Origin of the sequence: Pseudomonas sp. Au-Pse12, assembly GCF_021341665.1 — a bacterium.
Lineage (GTDB): Bacteria > Pseudomonadota > Gammaproteobacteria > Pseudomonadales > Pseudomonadaceae > Aquipseudomonas.
Genome location: NZ_JAJTTH010000006.1, coordinates 296,035 through 312,035, shown reverse-complemented (window position 1 = coordinate 312,035; position 16,001 = coordinate 296,035). Strand labels below are relative to the sequence as shown.

19 protein-coding genes are annotated in these 16,001 nt (G+C 62.7%); 11 read left to right on the top strand and 8 right to left on the bottom strand.

What is annotated here, in order from left to right; all coding sequences use genetic code 11:
- Positions 1-66: 66 nt before the first annotated feature.
- On the bottom strand, positions 67-465 hold the full coding sequence (locus LXM55_RS18995; protein WP_233321798.1) for an acetyl-CoA sensor PanZ family protein: 399 nt from the start codon (positions 463-465) through the stop codon (positions 67-69).
- Between the two features lie 348 nt (positions 466-813).
- On the opposite strand from LXM55_RS18995, the gene LXM55_RS18990 reads away from it, so the two are divergent.
- The 7 genes from LXM55_RS18990 (at position 814) to LXM55_RS18960 (ending at position 6,686) form a co-directional block, all read left to right on the top strand.
- Entirely contained in the window at positions 814-2,475 is a 1,662-nt protein-coding gene (locus LXM55_RS18990; protein WP_233321797.1) for an OFA family MFS transporter, read from the top strand.
- A gap of 192 nt (positions 2,476-2,667) precedes the next feature.
- Positions 2,668-3,261, top strand: a complete 594-nt coding sequence (gene hisB, locus LXM55_RS18985; RefSeq protein WP_011058736.1) for an imidazoleglycerol-phosphate dehydratase HisB — start codon at positions 2,668-2,670, stop codon at positions 3,259-3,261.
- Positions 3,261-3,899, top strand: coding sequence for an imidazole glycerol phosphate synthase subunit HisH (gene hisH, locus LXM55_RS18980; protein ID WP_233321796.1), 639 nt, complete (start codon positions 3,261-3,263; stop codon positions 3,897-3,899). The genes hisB and hisH overlap by 1 nt, the downstream gene beginning before the upstream one ends.
- Entirely contained in the window at positions 3,900-4,163 is a 264-nt protein-coding gene (locus LXM55_RS18975) for a DUF2164 domain-containing protein (protein WP_233321795.1), read from the top strand.
- A gap of 91 nt (positions 4,164-4,254) precedes the next feature.
- Positions 4,255-5,004 (top strand): 1-(5-phosphoribosyl)-5-[(5-phosphoribosylamino)methylideneamino]imidazole-4-carboxamide isomerase, encoded by a 750-nt coding sequence (hisA, locus tag LXM55_RS18970; protein ID WP_233321794.1) that lies wholly within the window; start codon positions 4,255-4,257, stop codon positions 5,002-5,004.
- A gap of 92 nt (positions 5,005-5,096) precedes the next feature.
- The gene (gene hisF, locus LXM55_RS18965) at positions 5,097-5,867 is read left to right on the top strand and encodes an imidazole glycerol phosphate synthase subunit HisF (protein ID WP_015633827.1); all 771 of its coding nucleotides are present in this window, start codon (positions 5,097-5,099) and stop codon (positions 5,865-5,867) included.
- Positions 5,868-5,930: 63 nt separating this feature from the next.
- Entirely contained in the window at positions 5,931-6,686 is a 756-nt protein-coding gene (locus LXM55_RS18960; protein WP_233321793.1) for a substrate-binding periplasmic protein, read from the top strand.
- A 65-nt stretch (positions 6,687-6,751) separates the two neighbouring features.
- Here the strand turns inward: LXM55_RS18960 and LXM55_RS18955 are convergent, their stop codons facing one another.
- The 5 genes from LXM55_RS18955 to gpmI all read right to left on the bottom strand — a co-directional run bounded on the left by LXM55_RS18955 (position 6,752) and on the right by gpmI (position 13,098).
- Positions 6,752-7,558 carry a divergent polysaccharide deacetylase family protein gene (locus tag LXM55_RS18955; protein WP_233321792.1) on the bottom strand — a complete coding sequence of 269 codons (807 nt, stop codon included), beginning with the start codon at positions 7,556-7,558 and terminating at the stop codon, positions 6,752-6,754.
- 116 nt (positions 7,559-7,674) lie between these two features.
- Positions 7,675-8,985: a S41 family peptidase gene (locus LXM55_RS18950; RefSeq protein WP_233321791.1), complete on the bottom strand. Its 1,311-nt coding sequence runs from the start codon at positions 8,983-8,985 to the stop codon at positions 7,675-7,677.
- A 31-nt stretch (positions 8,986-9,016) separates the two neighbouring features.
- Entirely contained in the window at positions 9,017-10,303 is a 1,287-nt protein-coding gene (locus LXM55_RS18945; protein ID WP_233321790.1) for a murein hydrolase activator EnvC family protein, read from the bottom strand.
- A gap of 184 nt (positions 10,304-10,487) precedes the next feature.
- Positions 10,488-11,372, bottom strand: a complete 885-nt coding sequence (locus tag LXM55_RS18940) for a DUF1460 domain-containing protein (RefSeq protein WP_233321789.1) — start codon at positions 11,370-11,372, stop codon at positions 10,488-10,490.
- Positions 11,373-11,556: 184 nt separating this feature from the next.
- The gene (gpmI, locus tag LXM55_RS18935) at positions 11,557-13,098 is read right to left on the bottom strand and encodes a 2,3-bisphosphoglycerate-independent phosphoglycerate mutase (RefSeq protein WP_233321788.1); all 1,542 of its coding nucleotides are present in this window, start codon (positions 13,096-13,098) and stop codon (positions 11,557-11,559) included.
- A gap of 164 nt (positions 13,099-13,262) precedes the next feature.
- Between gpmI and LXM55_RS18930 the strand changes: the two genes are divergently transcribed.
- The 3 genes from LXM55_RS18930 to secB are packed head-to-tail and all read left to right on the top strand — an operon-like array spanning position 13,263 to position 14,455.
- A complete protein-coding gene (locus tag LXM55_RS18930; protein WP_233321787.1) occupies positions 13,263-13,676 on the top strand; it encodes a rhodanese-like domain-containing protein in 414 nt (137 codons plus the stop codon).
- A complete protein-coding gene (gene grxC / locus LXM55_RS18925; protein WP_233321786.1) occupies positions 13,676-13,930 on the top strand; it encodes a glutaredoxin 3 in 255 nt (84 codons plus the stop codon). Before LXM55_RS18930 ends, grxC begins: the two co-directional genes overlap by 1 nt.
- Before the next feature lie 42 nt (positions 13,931-13,972).
- Positions 13,973-14,455, top strand: coding sequence for a protein-export chaperone SecB (gene secB, locus LXM55_RS18920; protein WP_016963308.1), 483 nt, complete (start codon positions 13,973-13,975; stop codon positions 14,453-14,455).
- A gap of 75 nt (positions 14,456-14,530) precedes the next feature.
- Here secB and trmL read toward each other — a convergent pair whose 3' ends face one another.
- Complete coding sequence (gene trmL, locus LXM55_RS18915; RefSeq protein WP_047301115.1) at positions 14,531-14,986, bottom strand: tRNA (uridine(34)/cytosine(34)/5-carboxymethylaminomethyluridine(34)-2'-O)-methyltransferase TrmL; 456 nt, start codon at positions 14,984-14,986, stop codon at positions 14,531-14,533.
- Between trmL and LXM55_RS18910 the strand changes: the two genes are divergently transcribed.
- On the top strand, positions 14,985-15,425 hold the full coding sequence (locus LXM55_RS18910; RefSeq protein ID WP_233321785.1) for a hypothetical protein: 441 nt from the start codon (positions 14,985-14,987) through the stop codon (positions 15,423-15,425). The genes trmL and LXM55_RS18910 overlap by 2 nt on opposite strands.
- A 384-nt stretch (positions 15,426-15,809) precedes the next feature.
- Here the strand turns inward: LXM55_RS18910 and LXM55_RS18905 are convergent, their stop codons facing one another.
- A complete protein-coding gene (locus LXM55_RS18905) occupies positions 15,810-15,980 on the bottom strand; it encodes a hypothetical protein (RefSeq protein ID WP_233321784.1) in 171 nt (56 codons plus the stop codon).
- Between the last annotated feature and the right edge of the window lie 21 nt (positions 15,981-16,001).

The following is a 16,001-nucleotide window of genomic DNA, read 5'->3' as shown; positions in this document are numbered from 1 at the left end:
TGTCGAATTCAAAATTTAGCCGGGGAGTATAGCGCTCTGAACCTGACGGCTGGTCAGCCATTGCGCTTACAGTTTTTTCAGCGGCAGGTGCATTTTGCTCGCCAGGGCCTGAGCCTCCAGATGCCCGGCGGGCGCTAGCAGGTGCAAGGTTGTGCCCTGGGCGCGAGCCATTTTCTGGGCCTCGCTCAGCAGGCGCTCGGCCACCCCGCGGCGCCGGGTGATTCTGCGCACGCACAGCTGTGACAGGTGCCAGCCGTCCGGGTGCCGTTGCAGGCGTGCGGCGCCCAGCAAGCGGTCATTGAAGCGGGCGGTGAGCAGTTCGCCGTCGCGCAGGCCGCTGTCGATCAGCTCCTGTGCGTCGCGTTGAGGCGCAAACAGCCAGTGCGGGGCGTCCTGGTAGATCTTCTGCAGGTCTTGCTGATCCTGATAGCTGGCGTTGCACAGCGATTCGACAAGAATGGGCATGGGATTTCCTGTTTGGGGGCCGTGGCTGGGGCCTTCGCTGGCAGGTCCGCACCATGGCGCGTCGGGTTTTCAGCCAGGGGCCGGCGTGCTGGCGAACAGGGCCGCCTGCAGGCCCTGGGCATCATTCTGGCGAGGCCGAACGAAGCAGTCGCGGCAAAAAAAGGTGGTAGCAGTCTGGTTTTTTAGCGCGTCGCAAATGGTAACCTCTCGCGGTTCGTTCGTCCTTCTGCGACTTAATGTCGCGCCTGCAAAAATGCAGCTTTACTCAATAAAACGACCGCGCCTGCGTGCCAAGGTCGTCGCAGAAGAGTGGTCGATGAACAATTCTAATAATTGGGGGAAACATCCATGAGCACTAGCACCGCGGTGGCCAGTTCGACCGCTCAGCCAGCGTTCTTGTCCAAAGAACGCATCATCGCCAAGCCTGGTTTCAACCGCTGGCTGGTTCCACCGGCCGCCCTGGCCATCCACCTGTGCATCGGCATGGCCTATGGCTTCTCGGTGTTCTGGCTGCCGCTGTCCAAGGCCCTGGGTATCAGTGCGCCAGTGGCCTGCGAGCCCGGCATGGGCTTTATCGCGCAGATCTTTTCGTCCCAGTGCGACTGGCCGATCTCCATGCTCGGCTGGATCTACACCCTGTTCTTCATTTTCCTCGGCTGCTCGGCAGCGATCTGGGGCGGGTGGCTGGAACACGCCGGGCCGCGCAAGGCCGGTGTGGTTTCCGCGTTGTGCTGGTGCGGCGGCCTGCTGATCTCGGCATTGGGGATCTACACCCACCAGATCTGGCTGATGTGGATCGGCTCTGGGGTCATTGGCGGTATCGGCCTGGGCCTGGGCTATATCTCCCCGGTGTCGACCCTGATCAAGTGGTTCCCGGACAAGCGCGGCATGGCTACCGGCATGGCGATCATGGGATTTGGCGGCGGTGCCATGGTGGGAGCGCCCCTGGCGGCAGCCCTGATGAGCCACTTCGCCACGCCTACCAGTGTCGGCGTGTGGCAGAGCTTCCTGGTGATGGCCGCGATCTATTTCGTGTTCATGATCGGTGGCGCCCTGGCGTACCGGGTTCCGCCTACCGGCTGGAAACCTGAAGGCTGGGCCGCGCCGGCGAAGAAAGCCGCCAACGCGATGATCACCCACCGCCATGTCCACGTGAACGTGGCCTGGAAGACTCCGCAGTTCCGCCTGGTCTGGCTGGTGCTGTGCCTCAACGTATCGGCCGGTATCGGCATTCTCGGCATGGCCTCGCCGCTGCTGCAGGAAGTGTTCGCCGGCAAGCTGCTGGGCAATGACCTGACCTTCAGTCAGCTGGATGCCGGGCAACTGGCGCAGATCGCCGCCATCGCCGCCGGCTTCACCGGCCTGCTGAGCCTGTTCAACATTGGCGGGCGATTCTTCTGGGCGTCGTTCTCCGACTACCTGGGCCGCAAGAACACCTATTTCGTGTTCTTCGCCCTGGGTTTTGCCCTGTATGCGCTGATTCCGAACCTCGGCCACCTGGGCAATATCGCCCTGTTCGTGGCGGCGTTCTGCATCATCCTGTCGATGTACGGCGGTGGTTTCGCCACGGTTCCGGCCTACCTAGCCGACCTGTTCGGCACGCAGATGGTGGGCGCGATCCACGGTCGCCTGCTGACTGCCTGGGCGGCGGCGGGCGTGCTGGGCCCGGTGCTGGTGAACTACCTGCGCGAGTACCAGCTGAGCATCGGCGTCGAGCGCGCCGCGGCCTACGACATCACCCTGTACATCCTCGCCGGCCTGCTGGTGCTGGGCTTCCTGTGCAACCTGCTGGTGCGCCCGGTGGCCGACAAGTACTTCATGACCGACGAACAACTGGCGGCCGAACAGGCCCTGGGCCACGACAAGGGCGCCGACAACGGTGTCGTGCTGGAGTGGAAAGCTTCGTCCGCCAGCCTGCCGGTGGTGATCGCTGCCTGGCTGGTGGTGGGCATTCCCCTGGCGTGGGGCGTGTGGGTGACGCTGCAGAAGACGGCCGTGCTGTTCCATTAAGGGCTTCGCTGGCCAGCCAGCTCCTGCCTGGGAGCCGGTTGGCCGACGAGCGCATCACCGCTTGTCATGACAGGTACAGCCCCGTAACCATTGGCTGGCGCCCGTCAGGATATTGTCCAGCGTGTTTCTGTTTAGCCGCCGTCGGGCCTATACTATTCGCCTTTTTCGCCCAATGATTTTGCGGAGCTGGTGATGGCCGAACGTAAGGCATCTGTCGAGCGCGACACTCTGGAAACCCAGATCAAAGCCTCGATCAACCTGGATGGCACCGGAAAGGCCCGATTCGATATCGGCGTGCCCTTCCTTGAGCACATGCTGGACCAGATCGCCCGGCACGGGCTGATCGACCTGGACATCGAAAGCAAGGGCGACCTGCATATCGACGACCACCACACTGTGGAGGATGTCGGTATCACCCTCGGCCAGGCGTTCAGCAAGGCCATCGGCGACAAGAAAGGCATCCGTCGCTACGGCCACGCCTATGTGCCGCTGGATGAAGCCCTGTCCCGCGTGGTGATCGACTTCTCCGGCCGCCCCGGCCTGCAGATGCACGTGCCCTTCACCCGCGCCACTGTCGGTGGTTTCGACGTTGACCTGTTCCAGGAATTCTTCCAGGGCTTCGTCAACCACGCCAACGTGACCCTGCACATCGACACCTTGCGCGGCACCAACACGCACCACCAGATCGAGACCGTGTTCAAGGCCTTCGGCCGTGCACTGCGCATGGCGGTGGAGCTGGACGAGCGCATGGCCGGCCAGATGCCGTCCACCAAGGGCGTGCTGTAATGCAGACCGTCGCCGTTATCGACTACGGCATGGGCAACCTGCACTCGGTGGCCAAGGCCCTGGAGCACGTGGGCGCCGGCAAGGTGCTGATCACCAGCGATGCCAGCGTGATTCGCGAAGCCGACCGGGTGGTGTTTCCCGGCGTGGGCGCGATTCGCGATTGCATGGCCGAGATTCGCCGCCTGGGCTTCGATTCCCTGGTGCGTGAAGTCAGCCAGGATCGTCCGTTCCTCGGGATCTGCGTGGGCATGCAAGCTTTGCTCGACCACAGCGAAGAGAACGATGGCGTCGACTGCATCGGCCTGTTTCCCGGCCAGGTGAAGTTCTTCGGCAAGGGCCTGATCGAGGACGGCGAGCACCTGAAGGTGCCGCACATGGGCTGGAACGAAGTGAGGCAGGCGGTGGATCACCCGCTGTGGCACAGCATTCCGGACCTGGCGCGCTTCTACTTCGTGCACAGCTACTACATCAACGCCGGCAACGCGCGGCAGGTGGTGGGCAGCGGTCACTACGGGGTGGATTTCGCCGCGGCGCTGGCCGACGGTTCGCGTTTCGCCGTGCAGTTCCACCCGGAGAAGAGCCATACCCACGGCCTGCAATTGCTGCAGAATTTCGCCGCCTGGGACGGTCGCTGGTAAATGGCGATCAAGAAATCCAAGCCGCCGATCCTGAGCCTCACTGCCGAACAGGAGCGTGAGGCGACGTACAAGATCAAGCGTTTCATGGAAGAGCGCTTCGAGCTCGACCTGGGCTCGTTCGAGGCAGCGGAGATTCTTGAGCTGTTTACCCGCGAAATTGCTCCGCACTATTACAACCGGGCGATTTTCGATGTGCAGACGCACCTCAAAGAGAGGTTCGAAAGCATCGAAAGCGACCTGTGGGCATTAGAGAAGAGCAGCTGAAAGCTCCAAGCTTCAAGCTGCAAGAACAACAGACACGCATGCTTGCAGCTTGTTGCTTGCAGCTTGCAGCTCTTTTGACGAAGGAAAAAGCATGCTGATTATTCCCGCTATCGATCTCAAGGACGGCGCCTGTGTGCGTCTGCGCCAGGGCCGCATGGAAGACTCCACGGTGTTCTCCGATGACCCGGTGAGCATGGCTGCCAAGTGGGTTGAAGGGGGTTGCCGGCGCCTGCATCTGGTGGACCTGAACGGTGCCTTCGAAGGCCAGCCGGTCAACGGCGAGGTGGTCACCGCGATCGCCAAGCGCTACCCGAACCTGCCGATCCAGATCGGCGGCGGTATCCGCTCCCTGGAAACCATCGAACACTACGTCAAGGCTGGCGTGAGCTACGTGATCATCGGCACCAAGGCGGTCAAGGAGCCGGAGTTCGTTGCCGAGGCCTGCCGCGCGTTCCCGGGCAAGGTCATCGTCGGCCTGGACGCCAAGGACGGTTTCGTCGCCACCGACGGCTGGGCTGAAGTCAGCAGCGTGCAGGTGATCGACCTGGCCAAGCGCTTCGAAGCCGACGGCGTGTCCGCCATCGTTTATACCGACATCGCCAAAGACGGCATGATGCAGGGCTGCAACGTGCCGTTCACTGCGGCCCTGGCGGCGGCCACCAAAATTCCGGTGATCGCCTCCGGCGGCATCCACAACCTGGGCGACATCAAGGCCCTGTTGGATGCCAAGGCTCCGGGGATCATCGGCGCCATTACGGGCCGCGCGATCTATGAAGGCACGCTGGATGTGGCAGAAGCCCAGGCCTTTTGTGATGGCTACGCGACCAGCTGCAAGTCATAAGCTGCAAGCGGCAAGTCAAAGCCCGACCGCGATCGGCTCTTACTTGCCGCTTGTAGCTTGCAGCTTGCAACTCTTCATCGGAGATTAAGCCCATGGCCTTAGCCAAACGCATCATCCCTTGCCTGGACGTGGACAACGGCCGGGTGGTCAAGGGCGTCAAGTTCGAGAACATCCGCGATGCCGGCGACCCGGTGGAAATCGCCCGTCGCTACGATGAGCAGGGTGCCGACGAAATCACCTTCCTCGACATCACCGCCAGCGTTGATGGCCGCGACACCACCTTGCACACCGTCGAGCGCATGGCCAGCCAGGTGTTCATCCCGCTGACCGTGGGTGGTGGCGTACGCACCGTGCAAGACATCCGCAACCTGCTCAATGCCGGTGCCGACAAGGTTTCGATCAATACCGCGGCGGTGTTCAACCCCGAGTTTGTTGGTGAAGCGGCGCAGCATTTCGGCTCGCAATGCATCGTGGTCGCCATCGACGCGAAGAAGGTCTCCGGCCCGGGTGAAACCCCGCGCTGGGAAATCTTCACCCATGGCGGACGCAAACCCACCGGGCTGGACGCGGTGGAGTGGGCGAAGAAGATGGAAGGCCTGGGGGCCGGTGAAATCCTCCTCACCAGCATGGATCAGGACGGCATGAAAAACGGCTTCGACCTGGGCGTGACCCGGGCCATCAGCGATGCCCTGGGAATTCCGGTGATCGCCTCCGGCGGCGTCGGCAACCTCCAGCATCTGGCTGACGGCATCATCGAAGGCCACGCCAGCGCGGTGCTGGCGGCGAGCATTTTTCACTTCGGTGAATACACCGTTCCCGAGGCCAAGGCCTACATGGCTCAGCGCGGGATTGTTGTGCGATAGCCACTGGACAGCATGGCGGGCTCACGGCACTCTTGAGCACGCCATGGATTCCGGTAGCCCGTCATGTTCAAACCTCTTCTAGTGGTGGTCGCCAGCGTTTCGCTTGTTCTTTGCGGCCTTGCCCGCGCAGCTGAGCCGACCGACACCTCCCTGGTGTTGCTGACCGAAAACTTCCCCCCTTACAACATGGCCAAGAACGGCAAGAACTTTGCCCAGGGCGAAAATATCAACGGCATTGCCGTGGATATCGTCCGCGAAATGTTCAAGCGTGCCGGGATCAACTACAGCCTGACCCTGCGCTTCCCCTGGGAACGCATCTACAAGCAGGCCCTGGAGCAGCCGGGGTATGGCGTGTTTGTCATGGCGCGTCTGCCGGATCGCGAATCGCTGTTCAAGTGGGTCGGCCCGATCGGCCCGGACGACTGGATCATGCTGGCCAAGGGCGACAGCACCATCAGCCTCGAATCCCTGGAGCAGGCGCGCAAGTACAAGATCGGCGCCTACAAGGGCGATGCAATAGCCGAGACCCTGACCAAGCAGGGGCTGGCGCCGCAAGTGGTGCTACGCGACCAGGACAACGCCAGGAAGCTGCTGGCGGGGCAGATCGACCTGTGGGCCACCGGCGACCCGGCCGGACGTTACCTGGCCAAGCAGGAAGGCATCAGCGGCCTCAAGACTGTGTTGCGCTTCAACAGCGCCGAGCTGTACCTGGCCCTGAACAAGGACGTGCCTGACGAGGTGGTGGCCAAGCTTCAGGCGGCCCTGGAGCAGATGCGCAAAGAGGGGCTGGTGGAAGAAATCATGGGGCGTTATCTGTAGGGGAGCAGCTGCAAGCTACAAGCTTGAAGCTGCAAGCGTCTTGCAGCTTGAGGCTTGCCGCTGCCCTATCTGTACTTGCCATTTTTGCCATGCCCGGCCATGGCTTCGTTGCTGCGCAGACTGATCATCGACTTGATATCGATCCACTCGATGCCCTGGGCCTTGAGCGTGGGCAGCTCGCGTTCGAGCACGGCCAGGGTCTGTGGGTAAGGGTGGCCGATCATCACCGCCGAGCCCTGTTTGCGCGCCAGCTTGATGGCTGTTTGCAACTGTTGGCTGATCGCTGCTTCGGTGCGTTCGTCATCCAGGAATACATCCCGGGAAACACTGGCCAGGCCGATCTTCTGCGCTTCGGCGGCGGCGACCGTCTGGGCGCTGGTGCGGCTGTCGACGAAAAATTTGTGGCGTCGCTGCAAGTCGGCCATCAGCCAGGCCATGGCTTGCGGTTGGGCGGTCATGCGGCTGCCCATGTGGTTGTTGATGCCGCTGGTGTAGGGCACGGCCTGGAAGGCGGCGTCCAGGCGTTTCTGCAGTTCCTCGATGGGCAGTTCGGGGTGCCAGGCGAAGGGGCCGGTGGCCGGGTCCATGGGCATGTGCAGGATGACGATCTTGCCGGCCCGGTGAGCTTCGCGGGCGAACTCGGCGGCGTGGGGCGTGTCGGGCATGATCGCCGTGGTCACCGGGCCGGGCAGGGCCAATACCCGGCGGTCCCGGGGCAGGTTCTGGCCGAGGTCGTCGATGATCAGGCTCAGGTAGGCCTTGGGTGCCGCAGGTGCCGGTTCGGCAGCGTGGGTCGCAGCAGTGAAGAGGCACAGCAGGGCCAGCAGCGGGGCCCAGAGCGGGCGGAACAGGAATGGGCGGCGGGAAATCATGGGGATCGGAATCGGGCCTTATAGGGGAATGGGCGCCCTGGCGGGCGCTTCGCTGGCGAGCCAGCTCCTACACAAGCCGGCTCCTGTAGGAGCCGGCTTGCCGGCGAAGGGTTCAATCACTTGCCGCGAGTGATGCTCAGCCCCTTGAGCAGGCTCAGGGCCTGGGCCAGCTGGTAGTCGTCATCCTGCGGCATCGGCTTGGCCTTGTTCGCCGAACCGCTCGGCTTGTCGGCGCCGCCGTTGCCGTTGCCCAGGTGACCCTGCAGGTCGGCTTCCTTGAAGTACTCGCCGTCCTGGGCTTCGCTGGTGATCTTGGCGCGGCGTACTTCGATGTCCGGAACGATGCCCTGGGCCTGGATCGAGCGGCCGTTGGGGGTGAAGTACAGCGCGGTGGTGATCTTCAGCGCGCGGTCGTTGTTCAGCGGCAGCACGGTCTGCACCGAGCCCTTGCCGAAGCTGGTGGTGCCCATCAGCACCGCGCGTTTCTGGTCTTGCAGGGCGCCGGCGACGATTTCCGAAGCCGAGGCGCTGCCGCCGTTGATCAGCACCACCATCGGCACGGCTTCGCTTTCGTCCTTGCCGGTGGCAGAGAAGCGCAGCTCGGAGTTGGCGATGCGGCCCTTGGTGTAGACGATCAGGCCCTTGGTGATGAAGTGGTCGACCACTTCCACCGCGGCTTGCAGCACGCCGCCCGGGTTGTTGCGCAGGTCGAGGATGATGCCGTTGAGCTTCTTGCCGTTGTCCTTGCGCAGCTTGGCCAGGGCCTTGGAGACTTCCTCGCCGGTCTTGACCTGGAACTGGGTGATGCGGATATAGCCGTAGCCCGACTCCAGCAACTGGCTCTTCACGCTTTTCACCTGGATGGTGGCGCGGGCCAGGGTCACGTCGAACGGCGTGCCGCCGTCGCGCACCAGGGTCAGGGTGATCTTCTGGCCGATCTTGCCGCGCATCTTGTCCACGGCTTCGGTCATGGTCTGGCCGCGGGTCGGCTGGCCGTTGATCTTGACGATCAGGTCGCCGGCCTGGATCCCGGCCTTGGAGGCCGGGGTGTCGTCGATCGGCGAGACCACTTTGATAAAGCCGTCTTCGGCGCCGACTTCGATGCCCAGGCCGCCGAATTCACCGCTGGTACTTTCCTGCAGTTCGGCGAAGTCTTCCGGGCCCAGGTAGGCCGAATGCGGATCAAGGTTGCTGAGCATGCCCTTGATGGCATTCTCCAGCAGGGTCTTGTCGTCTACGGGTTCGACATACGCGGCCTTGATGCGGTCCATGACCTCGGCGAAGGTGCGCAGCTCTTCCAGCGGCAAAGGCGCCTTGGTGGTCGCGGCGGTCGCTGATTGAGCGGTTTCGGCGGCAAACGCCTGAGGCGCTCCGATCACCAGGGCGATCGTCAGGGCCAGCGAGGTAAGGCGGGACAAATGCAGCATGTCGAACGAACTCCTAATTTAGATGCAGCGCTTATCCTTGCGCGTGGCACCACTGTGCCGGGTCGCTGGGGCGGCCCTGCTGACGAATTGCAAAGTACAGCGCAGGAGTGTCCTGTCCGCCACTATTACCGACGGTGGAGATGGACTCTCCGGCCTTGACCACGTCGCCGGCTTCTTTGAGCAGCGTCTGGTTGTGCCCGTAGAGGCTCAGGTAGCCGTTGCCGTGATCGAGGATCACCAGCAGGCCGGCACCACGCAGCCAGTCGGCGAACACCACGCGGCCACCGTGCACGGCGTGCACCTGGCTGCCGGCGGCGGCGCTGATCATCACACCGTCCCACTTGGAGCGGGAGTCGTCGCCACGGGTTTCACCAAAGCGTGCCAGCAGTCGACCATCAACGGGCCATGGAAGTTTTCCCCGGGCTGCAGCAAATGCACCGCCGAAGGCCGGGCCGGCGCTGGAAACCAGGGCGCCGGGGCTTGATCTTGCGGGTTTGCGCGGTGCATCGCTGGCGTCGGCCTGAGCCTCACGCAAACGCTTTTTTTCGGCTTCCTGCTGGGCGATCAGCGCTTTCTGGCGCGCTTCCTCTGCCTCGCGGGCCTGGCGGGCCAGGGTTTCCTCGATGGTTTTCAGGACCTTGGCCAGGTCGGCCTGGTCCTGTTCGCGGGCCTTGAGCTTGTCGTCGCGGGCCTTCACATCGTTGTTCAGCTTGGCCAGGGCCAGCTGGCGTTCCTTGCGCACCTTGTCGAGTTCTTCGCGCTGGGTGTCGAGGCTGCTTTTCTGCACCAGCAACTGGGCCTGCTGCAGGGAGATGTCCTTTTCCACATTGGCCAGCTGGCGCAGGGTCTCGTTGAAGTTCTTCAACTGCTCCAGGCGCGCCTGGCTCAGGTAGTCGTAATAGGTCAGGGTGCGGGCGAATTTTTCCGGGTTCTGCTGGTTGAGCAGCAGCTTGAGGTATTCCTGGCGCCCGTTCTGGTAGGCGGCGCGGGCCTGGATGGCGATCAGTCGCTGTTGTTCAGTGCGCGCGCTCTGGAGTTTTTTTTTCTCCTCATCGAGTCGCTGCAGCTCGGTTTCGCTTTTCTTCAGCTCTTTCTGCAGGGCTTCGACCTGCTTTTCCAGCTTGCCCATCTCGGTTTCGGTGCCGCGCAGTTCTTTCTGTACCCCGGACTTCTCTTCCTGCAGCTTGCCCAGCAGCTTCTTCAGCTCGGCAATGTCCTGACGCGTGGCGTCCAACTGTTGTTGGGTTTGCGCGCGCTCGTCGGCAAAAGCCGGTTGGAGCAGGCAGATCAGAGCAAGGGCAATCAGGGCGCGAAGCATAGAGGCGGGCGACACCAGGGAAAGGGACGGCCTAGTATGCCCGCCCATCGCGGCAAAAAAAACGCCTCAAAGCCAACTGCTTTGCGGCGTTCGTCATAAAAAGCCGTTTCCGGGCGGTTATTGGGCCATTTGCTATCAGCGCGCCGCCGTTCGCGGCCCGGGGCGGCGGCGATTCCCGGCGAGGTCAGCCAGGTGCTTGCGAGTGAGGCGGATGCTGTTGTGCCTGGACGCTGGCTTGGCGGGCGCGCAGGACCACGATTCCCGGGACGTTGTGGACGTACTCCATGAAGGGCGAGTCGATCACCACGCGCTGGTTCTGCTTCGAGGACGCGTTGCGCAGGACGGGGCCCTTTGCGGTTCTGATGAACAGCCCGGTGTGAGTGACGTCCAGGCCCGAGAGCGGGGTATAGATGCCGATGTAGTCGCCGGTTCGCAGGTGGCTGAGCACACGCTGGTCAATCCGCGCGCTGGGAATGTAGGTGATGTCGCGTTCGGCCACGGGCAGGCCGGGCAGGTAGTGGCCGCCATCGGCCTTTTGATTGAGGTGCTTGGCGACGGTTACCGCATCGGCACCGAGCAGGGCGGTGACGTCATCGGCCATGGGTTGCCCGGCATGGGCCCAGTCGCTGAAGAAGTGGCGGCGGTTGAGGAAATTGATCTCGCCGTTGATGTAGCGAATCTGCACCAGGTTGTTGATGAAGCCGGCTTCGTCGCTGGACTGGCGCAATGCCTCGACGTAATCCAGGTAGGTAAAGCAGTCCAGGCCCCTGAAGTCGACGACCAGTTTCTCGGCCAGGGTGGCAGAGCCCTGCAGCTTGTTCGGCGCATAAGGCGTCTGCAGGAACTCCCGTGAAATGAGGTCGTTCATCTGCCCGATGTCGGCGGAGCTCTGCTGGGGCTGGATCTGCAACAGCGCGCGCAATTTGTCGGCAGTCAGCGGATCCATGGCCACCCGGGTGTGTTGCTGTTCGGGCGCCCTGGCCCTGGGATCCAGCGACTGTTGAGCAGGAACCTGGCTTGCGCAGCCTGACAGGAGGGAGGCTAGAAACAGCGTAGCCATCTTGTTCATGGGGATTCTCTCTGCGGGCTCTTCTGATAACGATAATCATTATTCAACAGGTGGCGCGTAGTTGTCTGCTCGCGCTGTCCAGGCCTTGAGTTGTTGTGCCGCGTCTTGAGCGGGGCGAGGCCACCATGAAAAACGCCCGATGGGCAGCATCGGGCGTTTTTCATGCAACAGCGACCTGAGGGTTTCAGTGCGCAGGATCGACCAGGATCGAGGTGCCGGTCATTTCCTCGGGCTGGGGCAGGTCCAGCAGCTTGAGCATGGTCGGCGCCACGTCCGCCAGCACCCCGCCTTCACGCACTTGCAGCGCGCGCTTGCCGTAATAGATGAAAGGCACCGGCTCGGTGGTGTGGGCGGTGTGGGCCTGGCCGGTGGAGGCGTCGGACATCTGCTCGACGTTGCCGTGGTCGGCAGTGATCAGGGCTTCGCCACCGACCTTTTCCAGGGCATCGACGATGCGCCCGACGCACTGGTCCAGGCACTCCACGGCTTTCACCGCGGCGGCGAACACGCCGCTGTGGCCGACCATGTCGCCGTTGGCGTAGTTGACGATGATCACGTCGTAGCGCTGGTGCTCGATGGCATCGACGATCTTGTCGGTGACTTCAGGAGCGCTCATTTCCGGCTGCAGGTCGTAGGTGGCGACTTTCGGCGACGGGATCAGGATGCGTTCCTCGCCCGGGAACGGTTCTTCACGGCCACCGGAGAAGAAGAAGGTGACGTGGGCGTATTTTTCGGTTTCGGCGATGCGCAGCTGGGTCTTGCCGTTTTTCGCCAAATAGTCGCCCAGCACGTTTTCCAGGCTGCCCGGGGCAAAGGCCGAAGGCGCGGGGATGCTGGCGGCGTACTGGGTGAGCATGACGAAGCCGGCCAGCTTGGGCTGGCGTGCACGTTCGAAGTCATTGAAGTCGTCTTCGACGAAAACCCGGGTCAGCTCGCGGGCGCGGTCGGCGCGGAAGTTCATGAACACCACGGCGTCGCCGTCCTCGACCCGGACCGGCTCGCCGATGGTGGTGGCCTTGACGAATTCGTCGCTCTCTTCACGGGCGTAGGCGGCTTGCAGGCCTTCCTGGGCAGTGGCGGCGTTGAACTGGCCCTGGCCGTCGACGATCAGGTTGTAGGCCTGGGCCACGCGGTCCCAGCGGTTGTCACGGTCCATGGCGAAGTAGCGGCCGATCAGGCTGGCGATACGGCCCTTGCCCAGGGTCTTGAAGGTCTCGTCGAGCAGTTCGATGGACGACTGGGCGCTCTTGGGGGGCGTATCGCGGCCGTCGAGGAAGGCGTGCAGGTAGATCTTTTCGGCGCCGCGCTTGAAGGCCAGTTCGGCCATGGCGATCAGGTGGTCCTGGTGGCTGTGCACGCCACCGTCCGACAGCAGGCCGAGGATATGCACGGCCTTGCCGGCGGCCACGGCCTTGTCCACGGCGGCGCAGATGGTCGGGTTCTCGAAGAACTCGCCGTCACGGATGGCCTTGGTCACCCGGGTGAAGTCCTGGTACACCACGCGGCCGGCGCCGAGGTTCATGTGGCCGACTTCGGAGTTGCCCATCTGCCCGTCCGGCAGGCCGACATCCATCCCCGAACCCGAGATCAGGCCGTTGGGCATGCTGGCGCACAAGCGGTCCAGGACCGGCTTCTTGGCCGCATAGACGGCATTGGATTCGTGGCTTTCGCTGTGACCGAAGCCATCCAGAATCATCAGGACCAAAGGTTTAGGCGTGGTAGTCATGGCGTCCACTCGTGGCTGGATAGGAAAGAGTTGAAAGGGAGGTGTTGAAAAAGGGAGTGGCAGTTTAAAGCGAAGTTCCGATGGAGTCACCGCCGGGCGGGGTTTGGCCGACCCAGAGGGCTGTGTATACTGGCCGACATTTTAACGCCCTGGAACCTCCTTAGATGGTTGCTCACCTGATTCAATTCGCCACTGAACACTACTTGCTCGTCGGCGCCTTCGCCATCCTGCTGGCTCTGTTGATCGCTCATGAATTGAGCCGCGGTGGCCGCAGCCTCAGCACCCGTGAACTGACCGCGCTGGTCAACAGCGAGCAGGGCGTAGTGATCGATATCCGTCCATCCAAGGACTATGCCGCCGGCCATATCGTGGGCGCGCTGAACATTCCCCAGGACAAGCTGACCGCTCGCGTCGGCGAACTGGAAAAACACAAGGCCAAGACCATCATCCTGGTGGATGCCCAGGGCCAGCACGCCGGCACCCACGCCCGTGAGCTGCTGAAATCCGGTTTCACCGCGGCCAAGCTGTCCGGTGGTATTTCCAGCTGGAAAGCCGACAACCTGCCATTGGTGAAGTAATGCCCAAGGTCATCGTCTACTCCAGTGATTACTGCCCTTACTGCTCGCGCGCCAAACAGCTGCTCGGGAACAAAGGCGTAGCCTTCGAAGAGATCAAGGTCGATGGCAAGCCGCAGGTGCGCGCCGATATGGCCCAGAAGGCCGGACGCACGTCCGTGCCGCAGATCTGGATCGGTGCCACCCATGTAGGTGGTTGTGATGATTTGTTTGCCCTGGAGCGCGCCGGCAAGCTCGACGCGCTGCTGGCGGCCTGAAACTCCTAACCCTATAGACCCCAAGATCAAGAAGGATCTGAGATGACTGACCAACAGAACACTGCTGCTGCCGAAGACGAAAGCGCACCGCAATTCTCCCTGCAGCGCATCTACGTGCGTGACCTGTCCTTCGAAGCGCCGAAAAGCCCGGCCATCTTCCGCCAGCAGTGGGAGCCAAGCGTCGGCCTGGACCTGAACACTCGCCAGAAAGCCCTGGAAGCCGACTTCCACGAAGTGGTGCTGACCCTGTCCGTGACCGTGAAGAACGGCGACGAAGTGGCCTTCATCGCTGAAGTGCAACAAGCCGGCATCTTCCTGATCAAGAACCTGGACGAGGCTTCCATGAGCCACACCCTGGGTGCCTTCTGCCCGAACATCCTGTTCCCTTACGCTCGCGAAGCGCTGGACAGCCTGGTGACCCGTGGTTCGTTCCCGGCACTGATGCTGGCCCCGGTGAACTTCGATGCGCTGTACGCCCAGGAACTGCAACGCCTGCAGTCCGCTGGCGAAAACACCGTTCAATAAGAACCTCGCCCGTGCATGAAAAAAGCGCCTGTAATGGCGCTTTTTTCATGCACGGGCGTCAGCTACAGGTGACGGCTATTTGAACCCCAGTTGCCGCCAGCCTTCATAGACCGCCACGGCCACGGTGTTGGACAGGTTCAGGCTGCGACAGCCTTCGCGCATGGGCAGGCGCAGGCGCTGTTCGCCGGGCAGGGCGTCCAGCACGTCCGCGGGCAGGCCACGGCTTTCCGGGCCGAACAGGAAGGCGTCGCCTTCCTTGAAGCTGGCGTCGTGAAAGGGCCGCGAGCCCTTGGTGGTGAAGGCGAACAGGCGCGGCTGGCCGAGGCTTTCCAGGCAACTGGCGAGGTCGGCGTGGCGTTGCAGGGTGGCGTATTCGTGATAGTCGAGGCCGGCGCGGCGCAGGCGCTTGTCGTCCATTTCGAAACCCAGCGGCTCGATCAAATGCAGGTGGCAGCCGCTGTTGGCGCACAGCCTGATAACGTTGCCGGTATTCGGCGGAATTTCTGGTTGAAAGAGGATGACGTGAAACATGCACGGCTCCGAAGAGAAAGACAGGCTGCATTCTACGCCTGAAGAAGACCCGCGACCGAAGCTAATGCTGCGGGTATTCGGCTCCCTGGCGATTGTCGGAATGATGGTGGGCTTGATGATTGGTCGACTGACCCTGCCCGATCCTGTCGAGTTGCAGCAGGTCGAAGTGGCGCCCGATGGGTTGGTGCTGTGGTTCAACCATGAGCCCAAGCTCCATGGCGAACACATCGATGGCACCGTGGCGCTGCTGTTCGATGCCCAGGGGCATGCGCAGAAAGGCCAGTTGCAGGTCAATCAGAAGAACGTGAACTGGCGGGTGCGCCTGGCGGACCAGGGCCTGTTGCTGAGTCTGGTGGCCGCCCGCCCGCTGCGGGGCGAGTGGGACGGGAGCGAGGTACAGGGGCGCTGGCGCGTGGCGATCCACCTGCGTGAGGAATAAAAGAGGGAAACCCCGGCCTGCCTGTACCAAGGCCCCCAAAAGCGCGACGGGCTGATCGCCGTTGCCGGCGATGAGTCCCGGTGTAAAGAAGGGGATTCCCGGCCTGCCTGTACCAGGGTCCCCAAAAGCGTGGCCGGTCACGGAGCGCGTGATGGGCCGGGTAGTAAAAAGGGAATTCCCAGCCTGCCTGTACTGAGGTTCCCAAACCCTGGGCTCGTCGCGATGCGCGTGATGAGCCCGGTGTTAAAGAGGGAAGCCCCGGCCTGCCTGTACCGAGGTTCCCGAAAACGTGGCCCGTCGCTGTGAGCGTGATGGGCCGGGTATTAAAGAGGGGAATCCCCGGCCTGCCTGTACCAAGGTCCCCGAAACTGGGTAGTGACAGGGTTATTGCAGGGGGCGTGCCAGTTTTGGCAAACATTGCGCGTGTTGCTCGAAGAAATAGCTGAAAGCCCCGTAATCCGGGGCTTTTGCGTTTTCGAAGGAGAGGTTTTCAGCGGTGAAACCCAGGTTTTGCCTGTGCCCGAGCGCGCCGCACCGCGCCTTCGGGCAGTGCATGCAGCCCATCCTGGTGCACGC

Excerpts from the sequence above, each read along its gene's own strand:
- LXM55_RS18995 (WP_233321798.1), bottom strand. The coding sequence starts at position 465 with ATGCCCATTCTTGTCGAATCGCTGTGCAACGCCAGCTATCAGGATCAG.
- LXM55_RS18990 (WP_233321797.1), top strand. The coding sequence starts at position 814 with ATGAGCACTAGCACCGCGGTGGCCAGTTCGACCGCTCAGCCAGCGTTC.
- hisB (WP_011058736.1), top strand. The coding sequence starts at position 2,668 with ATGGCCGAACGTAAGGCATCTGTCGAGCGCGACACTCTGGAAACCCAG.
- hisH (WP_233321796.1), top strand. The coding sequence starts at position 3,261 with ATGCAGACCGTCGCCGTTATCGACTACGGCATGGGCAACCTGCACTCG.
- LXM55_RS18975 (WP_233321795.1), top strand. The coding sequence starts at position 3,900 with ATGGCGATCAAGAAATCCAAGCCGCCGATCCTGAGCCTCACTGCCGAA.
- hisA (WP_233321794.1), top strand. The coding sequence starts at position 4,255 with ATGCTGATTATTCCCGCTATCGATCTCAAGGACGGCGCCTGTGTGCGT.
- hisF (WP_015633827.1), top strand. The coding sequence starts at position 5,097 with ATGGCCTTAGCCAAACGCATCATCCCTTGCCTGGACGTGGACAACGGC.
- LXM55_RS18960 (WP_233321793.1), top strand. The coding sequence starts at position 5,931 with ATGTTCAAACCTCTTCTAGTGGTGGTCGCCAGCGTTTCGCTTGTTCTT.
- LXM55_RS18955 (WP_233321792.1), bottom strand. The coding sequence starts at position 7,558 with ATGATTTCCCGCCGCCCATTCCTGTTCCGCCCGCTCTGGGCCCCGCTG.
- LXM55_RS18950 (WP_233321791.1), bottom strand. The coding sequence starts at position 8,985 with ATGCTGCATTTGTCCCGCCTTACCTCGCTGGCCCTGACGATCGCCCTG.
- LXM55_RS18945 (WP_233321790.1), bottom strand. The coding sequence starts at position 10,303 with ATGCTTCGCGCCCTGATTGCCCTTGCTCTGATCTGCCTGCTCCAACCG.
- LXM55_RS18940 (WP_233321789.1), bottom strand. The coding sequence starts at position 11,372 with ATGAACAAGATGGCTACGCTGTTTCTAGCCTCCCTCCTGTCAGGCTGC.
- gpmI (WP_233321788.1), bottom strand. The coding sequence starts at position 13,098 with ATGACTACCACGCCTAAACCTTTGGTCCTGATGATTCTGGATGGCTTC.
- LXM55_RS18930 (WP_233321787.1), top strand. The coding sequence starts at position 13,263 with ATGGTTGCTCACCTGATTCAATTCGCCACTGAACACTACTTGCTCGTC.
- grxC (WP_233321786.1), top strand. The coding sequence starts at position 13,676 with ATGCCCAAGGTCATCGTCTACTCCAGTGATTACTGCCCTTACTGCTCG.
- secB (WP_016963308.1), top strand. The coding sequence starts at position 13,973 with ATGACTGACCAACAGAACACTGCTGCTGCCGAAGACGAAAGCGCACCG.
- LXM55_RS18910 (WP_233321785.1), top strand. The coding sequence starts at position 14,985 with ATGCACGGCTCCGAAGAGAAAGACAGGCTGCATTCTACGCCTGAAGAA.
- trmL (WP_047301115.1), bottom strand. The coding sequence starts at position 14,986 with ATGTTTCACGTCATCCTCTTTCAACCAGAAATTCCGCCGAATACCGGC.
- LXM55_RS18905 (WP_233321784.1), bottom strand. The coding sequence starts at position 15,980 with ATGCACTGCCCGAAGGCGCGGTGCGGCGCGCTCGGGCACAGGCAAAAC.